We start from the raw sequence: 6378 nt of genomic DNA, 5'->3' as shown, positions 1-6378 counted from the left end.
CGGTGCAAGCACCGGATCATCGTTCGACTTGCATGTGTTAAGCACGCCGCCAGCGTTCATCCTGAGCCAGGATCAAACTCTCCGTTGAAGTAAAACAGACACAACATGCGCCCCCGGGAAAACGGGATGCACACGCTGCACAAAATTTGAAACCAGCCAAATAACACCAGACCACACCACGGGGTGGCGGGCCCGGCAAATTCAACCAATTCAATACAATAAATTGGTATCAACAAACTTGGCACACTATTGAGTTCTCAAACAACAGACACATTCGAATACTTGCCGGAACAATTCATTTCGATGAATTCTTTGTTTCGCTTTTCTTCGCTGCGATGTTTACAGCTTATTTCATTCATTTCCACTTTGCAAATTCGCGATTTTCACCGGAATTTCGCTTTGTGGAGCGAATCCGCCCAGCATAATTGAAGCAATTTTCATTATGTGCGCCTGGCGCATGAAGAATTGCTTCTCATTTGTGGGGGTTTGTCACCACTCAACGGCGGCAACTCAGAAAACAATACACGCTCCTCCCCGGCCGTGCAAATCGGCCGGGAAGGAGCGTGCAGGTGCGTTTTCGGTACCGGTCAGGATCCGGTACTGGTCAGGATCCGGTACTGGTCAGGATCCCGTACTGGTCAGGACGCTGCGACTTCCACCGTTGCCAGGTTCTTCTTGCCCCGGCGCAGAAGCAGGTAGCGCCCGTGCAGCAACTCGCTGGCCGCAATAACGGCGTCGGGGTCAGACACCTTCGCATTGTTGACGTAGGCGCCGCCCTCCCCCACAGTGCGGCGTGCGGCGGACTTGCTCTCAGACAGACCGGAGGCGACCAGCAGCTCGATGATGCCCAGGGCGCCGGCGTCAACCGTGGCGGAGGGCAGCTCGGAGGTCGCCGCCTTCAGTGTCGCTTCGTCCAGTACGGAGAGGTCGCCGTTGCCGAACACCGCGGCGGAAGCCGCAATGACCTTCTCGGTGGCGTCCACGCCATGGACGAGCGAAGTCACCTCGTAGGCCAGCTTTCGCTGGCCCTCGCGGGCGAAGGGCCGTTCGGCGATCGCGAGCTCCAGTTCCTCAATCTCGGCGCGGCTCAGGAAGGTGAACACTTTGAGTCGGTCCGCGACGTCGGCGTCCGCCGTGTTGAGCCAGAACTGGTAGAACGCGTAAGGGCTGCACATGGTTGGATCCAGCCAGATCGCGTTGCCCTCGCTCTTGCCGAACTTGGTGCCGTCAGAGTTGGTGATGAGCGGCGTTCCCAGGGCGTGGACGTGTTTGCCCTCAACCTTGCGGATGAGCTCGGTGCCACTGGTGAGGTTGCCCCACTGATCCGAGCCGCCGGTCTGCAGCATGCAACCGTAGTCGCGGAACAACTGCAGGTAGTCCATGCCCTGCAGGATCTGGTAGCTGAACTCCGTGTAGCTGATGCCTTCGTCGGAACTGAGGCGGGAGGCGACGGCGTCCTTCCGGAGCATCGTGCCGACACGGTAGTGCTTGCCGATCTCGCGCAGGAAGTCGATGGCGCTCAGGGGCGCCGTCCAGTCCAGGTTGTTGACCATCCGGGCTGCGTTGTCGCCCTCGAAGTTCAGGAACCTACGGACCTGGGCCTGAAGGTAGCCCACCCACTCGGACACGGTGTCCTTGGTGTTCAGGGTGCGTTCCGCCGTCGGACGCGGATCACCGATCAAGCCCGTGGAGCCGCCCACCAGTCCGAGCGGCTTGTGGCCGGCCAGCTGGATCCGGCGCATGAGCAGCAGCTGGACCAGGTTGCCCAGGTGCAGGCTCGGCGCGGTCGGATCGAAGCCGCAGTAATACGTCACGGGGTCGCCGGCGAGGAGCTTTTCGAGCTCCGCCTCATCCGTGGAGACGTGGACAAGGCCGCGCCATTTCAGCTCCTGCCAGATATTGGCAAAGCTGGGATCGTTCTGCTGGGCATCGAGAATATTTAGCTGGGACACGGAATCTAAGTTAGCAGGATCAACCGGGCGGCAGCGCAGGTGACGCCTGCCGGCCCGGCCTACTCCTCGATGCCTGCCGGGACTCCGGCGGCGGCGATGAGCCGCAGGCGCTGGGTGGGCCGGGTCATGGCCACGTACAGGTCACCCACCCGGCCGTGCTCGTGATTGAGCATGTCCGTCGGTTCCAGGACCACGACGCCGTCGAATTCCAGCCCCTTCGCCTCGCGGGGACTGATCACCACGATGTCCTGCGCATAACTCCCGGCGCCCGTCCCGACCCGGTGGCCGTACACGGCCCGCAGTGCCGCGCTGGCCTCAGGGAGAAGGCCGCCGTCGGCGATGACCGCCAGCAGGCCGCCCTCGATGGCGTCCAGTTCCTCCGGAAGCACCTCGACGAGCTTGCTGACGATCTGGCCCTGGCCGACTTTGTCGATGACCGGGGACCATCGCCCTTCCCGCACGGCCTTGGGCGCCGAAACCACAAGTCCTGCCGCGGTCGCCATGCGGGCGGCGGCCTCGGCGATCTGGGACGGGGTGCGGTAGTTGACGGTCAGCTCCTCGAGCTGCCAGCGGTCGCCGAACATGGGGCCCAGCGCGCTGTGCCAGGAGTTGGCGCCGGCAACAGAACTGGTCTGCGCGATGTCGCCCACGATCGTAAAGGACTTCAGCGGGCAGCGTCGGACCAGCAGCCGCCACTGCATGGGTGACAGCTCCTGCGCTTCGTCCACCACAATGTGCCCGAAGGCCCAGGAACGGTCCGTGGTGGCACGCTCTGCAGCGGTCAGCCGCGTCTCACGCTCCTGGTTCTGATCCACCAGGTCTTCGGCCGTGACAAGGACGTCCACGCCGGCGGTTTCCATGTTGACCAGGGTCTGCTTGGCGTTGGCCAGGTCGCGGGCCCGGTCCTGTTCCTGCTGCGCCAGGCCGCGCCCGGCGGCGGCATCAAGTTCGCCGAGCAATTCGGCAGCCTCGTCCAGCAGCGGAACGTCGGACTCGGTCCAGGGCGAATCGGCCGGACGGAGCAGCAGTGCGCGTTCTTCCGGGCTGAGGTTCGGGGTGCATGCCTCGAGGATGGCCGGCTTGCTGAGCAGCTCCCCCACGAGTTTCTCCGGGGTCATCGGCATCCAGCACAGGTTCAGGGCGATCCGGACATCCCGGGCCGAGCGGACATCCTCGGCCAGGTAGGAGCGGTCGGCGTTGTTGCCGATGTTGCCTGCCTCCACCAGCTCCGTCATCTGCTCGGTCAATTCGCGGAGCAGGATCTTGACGAAGGAGACGCGGGCCTCGTTGTGCGGTTTGCCCGTGGCGCGCGCCCTCTCCTTGGCGCGGCGGACCTGCCTGGGCGTGAGGACCAGTTTGCGGCCGTCCACCTCAAGGGTCCGGTTTCCGGCCGGAATGCGCTGCCGGTTGGCCACGGCGTTGGCGACCACCTCGGCCATGTCGAGCCGGCCCTTGATGGCGGCGACGGCGGAGTCCGGCTCGGCAACGGCGGTGATGCCGGGCATCAGCCGGCCCAGACTCGCCATGACGACGCCGGTCTCGCCGAGCGAGGGCAGCACGCGTTCGATGTACTTCATGAAGGACGACGTCGGCCCCACCAGCAGGACGCCGGCGCTCTTGAGCCGGTCCCGGTGCGTGTAGAGCAGGTACGCGGCGCGGTGCAGGGCGACAGCGGTCTTGCCCGTGCCCGGGCCACCCTGGACCACGAGGGCGCCGGAGATGGAGGAACGGATGATCCGGTCCTGCTCGGACTGGATGGTGCCGACGATGTCTGACATCCGGCCCGTCCGCTTGGAGTTCAGGGCAGCCAGCAGGGCACCCTCGCCCTGTAGCGAATCGTTGTCGGCGAGCATGTCGGCGTCGAGCACGTCATCCTCGATTGCCTTGACCTCGCGGCCCTGCAGGATCAGGTGGCGGCGGCGGCGGACGCCCTGCCGGTCGAATGCCGTGGCCTGGTAGAAATGGCCGGCCTCGGGCGCACGCCAGTCCACCATGAGCCGCTGCAGGTCCTCGGTGGTCAGGCCGATGCGGCCGATGTACTGGGCCTCCCCGGAATCCAGGTCCAGGCGGCCGAACACGAGCCGGTCATCGACGGCGTCGAGCTGGGCGAGGCGGTCCTCGTAGAGGGCAGCGAAGGCATCACGTTCGGAAACGTTCTGCATGGTGCCCACGGCACCGGCCCGGCGCACCTGGGCCAGCTGGGTGCGCTTCTCCGCCCGCAACTCATCGAGTCGGGCGTAAAGTCCGGCCACATAGTCGCGTTCATGGACCAAATCAGCGTCGTGCATCGAACGTTCCCCTATCGAAAAAGACAGACCCACCATTCTACAGCCATTTCGGCGGCACGGCTGTTGCATGTCGCCGAACGATGCCAAGGCAGTCTTCGTCAGGGAATTCTACCGACACGGCCCGGATGGTCCAGCCCGGCAGGCCCGCTAAATCCGCAGCAGGGACCGGACGTTGTGGCCGGTCAGGGCTGTGCGGCCGCCAAGATCGTCGAGTTCCATGACCACACCGATGCCTGCCACGTGGATCCCGCACCGCTCGAAGAGCCGCGCCGCGGCGCCGAGCGTGCCGCCCGTGGCGAGCACGTCGTCGAGGATCAGCACCCGGCTCCCCGGCGCCAGGTCCGTGGTGTGCAGCTCAAGGGTGGCGGTGCCGTACTCCAGGGCGTAGTCCTCGGAGAACACCTCGCGCGGAAGCTTGCCGGCCTTGCGGACCGTGATGACCCCGGTCCCGGTGGCGTAGGCGGCGGCCGCCGCGAGCAGGAAGCCGCGGGCCTCCACTCCGGCGACGGCGTCGAACTGGCCCTGGAAAGGTCCCACCAGGGCATCGACGACGGCCCCGAAGGCAGCACCGTCGGCGAAGACCGGGGTCAGGTCCTTGAAGCTGACGCCGGGTTTGGGATAGTCCGGGATAGTGGCGCACAGGCTCTTGATCAGCTCATCCACCGGCATTGCAGTCGTCGTCTGGTTCGGGTCGCTTTGATTCACCCATCCACCTTACTGGCTGGTAGCCGGAAGCTTCCCGGGCCTCCCGTCCCGGCGGCCCGCGGCAACCCACCGGCCATCCAATGTTCACGCTGTCGGTGCCGGATTCGCCGCTCCTGTCCATCCCGCCGGTGATTGAATGCTCGAATGCGACACGAAATCGTCCTCTCCGGCCATGGGGTTCGGCTGGTTCCGCTGGCCCCGCACCATGCGGCGGGCCTCTTCGATTTTGTGGACGCCGGCATGTGGGCAGGCATGGCGGCACCGATGCCTGCGACTGCCCTCGAACTGGCGGCGCTGTTCCGGTCACGGCTGGAGGATCCCGCCACCATCCCGTTCGCAGTCACGGACGGGCGCACCGGCGCCCTGCTGGGCACGACGTCCCTCCGCGACTACGTTCCGGACCAGCAACGCCTGGAAATCGGCGGAACATTCTACAGGCGGCAATTCTGGGGCAGCCACGTCAATCCGGCGAGCAAGCACATGCTCCTCGCCTACGCCTATGAGGTACTGGAAGTGGACCGGGTGGCTTTCCGCTGCGACGCCCGCAACACCAGGAGTGCGACGGCGATCGAACGGCTCGGCGCACAATTCGAGGGGGTCCTCCGCGGCCACCGCGCGGCGCCAGGCGGGGGACGAGCGGACACGGCCGTCTTCTCGATCCTCTCGCAGGAGTGGCCGCACGTGCGCGAGGACCTGCGGCGCCGGCTCGCCCCCTTCGCCGTCGGCGCCGACTATTCACTGGGCAGCTCCGCAGCAACTTGGAACCCCTAATCCCCCGCCGGTGGCGGCAAGGCGTCCGGATGAACGGGAGGCCCGGCATCTGGGGGCACGGCATCTGGAGGCACGGAGTCCGGTTCCGGCGGGCGCAGGAGTCCGTTGGCAAGCCCGTAGTTGACGATGTTCAGCGCTTTTCGGAGCGCGCGCTCGGCGTCGAACCGCCCGGCCGCCACGCGGCTCAGCCGGGCGTAGTCCCCGGCCCATCCGGACCGGCGGAACCTGTCGGCGTCACCGTGAAGGAGCCGTCCATAGAGGACGTCCTCGAACAAGTCATGGTCGGCCAGGGCGATTTCGGCCATCAGCGCCTCGCGGTCCCGGATCATCCCGTTGGTGAACATCCCGGCCGTTTCCGCTGCGCCCTGGCCCAGGCGGGAGTCCGCCGAGTAGTTGCACAGGCGCAGCGCCCGCACCACGAGTTTGAGCGAAACGTGTTCTTCGGGAACGATGAATTTGCGCAGCAGGGCCGCGCGGAAGAGCTCAATCCAGTGCCGGCGCTCTGCCTCGACGGAGTCGGCCGCGACCTGCACGCCGTCGGGGGTGAACAGTTCCACCATGCGGAAGTACTCGGCGGCCAGCTCCGCGAAGATCTGGAGCCGCTCGAGCTCGCTGCCCGGTTTTCCGCGCTTCCCCTCGCCCATAATGCTCCATCATCCCCC

The 6378-nt window shown here is 65.6% G+C and carries 5 protein-coding genes and 1 rRNA gene; 1 reads left to right on the top strand and 5 read right to left on the bottom strand.

The genetic code is table 11. The features are described from left to right. From ARTB_RS18475 to ARTB_RS18460, 4 genes are all read right to left on the bottom strand, one after another. Positions 1–88, bottom strand: a 16S ribosomal RNA gene (locus ARTB_RS18475); the annotation flags it as partial. A gap of 550 nt (positions 89–638) precedes the next feature. Then, positions 639–1952 (bottom strand): tyrosine--tRNA ligase, encoded by a 1314-nt coding sequence (tyrS, locus tag ARTB_RS18470; RefSeq protein ID WP_243181797.1) that lies wholly within the window; start codon positions 1950–1952, stop codon positions 639–641. Positions 1953–2011: 59 nt separating this feature from the next. After that, on the bottom strand, positions 2012–4240 hold the full coding sequence (locus ARTB_RS18465) for a HelD family protein (protein ID WP_243181796.1): 2229 nt from the start codon (positions 4238–4240) through the stop codon (positions 2012–2014). Between the two features lie 147 nt (positions 4241–4387). Continuing rightward, on the bottom strand, positions 4388–4909 hold the full coding sequence (locus ARTB_RS18460; protein ID WP_243181808.1) for an adenine phosphoribosyltransferase: 522 nt from the start codon (positions 4907–4909) through the stop codon (positions 4388–4390). A 180-nt stretch (positions 4910–5089) separates the two neighbouring features. On the opposite strand from ARTB_RS18460, the gene ARTB_RS18455 reads away from it, so the two are divergent. Beyond that, a complete protein-coding gene (locus ARTB_RS18455; RefSeq protein ID WP_243181795.1) occupies positions 5090–5716 on the top strand; it encodes a GNAT family N-acetyltransferase in 627 nt (208 codons plus the stop codon). Here ARTB_RS18455 and ARTB_RS18450 read toward each other — a convergent pair. Further along, positions 5713–6360: a hypothetical protein gene (locus ARTB_RS18450; RefSeq protein WP_243181794.1), complete on the bottom strand. Its 648-nt coding sequence runs from the start codon at positions 6358–6360 to the stop codon at positions 5713–5715. The two genes, ARTB_RS18455 and ARTB_RS18450, sit on opposite strands and share 4 nt — an antisense overlap. Between the last annotated feature and the right edge of the window lie 18 nt (positions 6361–6378).

Source organism: Arthrobacter humicola, assembly GCF_022803015.1.
Taxonomy (GTDB): Bacteria; Actinomycetota; Actinomycetes; order Actinomycetales; family Micrococcaceae; genus Arthrobacter; species Arthrobacter humicola_A.
This window is presented reverse-complemented; position numbering and strand designations above follow the sequence as displayed.

Coding starts and splice junctions, on each gene's coding strand:
- ARTB_RS18450 (WP_243181794.1), bottom strand. CDS start 6,360: ATGGGCGAGGGGAAGCGCGGAAAACCGGGCAGCGAGCTCGAGCGGCTC.
- ARTB_RS18460 (WP_243181808.1), bottom strand. CDS start 4,909: ATGCCGGTGGATGAGCTGATCAAGAGCCTGTGCGCCACTATCCCGGAC.
- ARTB_RS18465 (WP_243181796.1), bottom strand. CDS start 4,240: ATGCACGACGCTGATTTGGTCCATGAACGCGACTATGTGGCCGGACTT.
- ARTB_RS18455 (WP_243181795.1), top strand. CDS start 5,090: ATGCGACACGAAATCGTCCTCTCCGGCCATGGGGTTCGGCTGGTTCCG.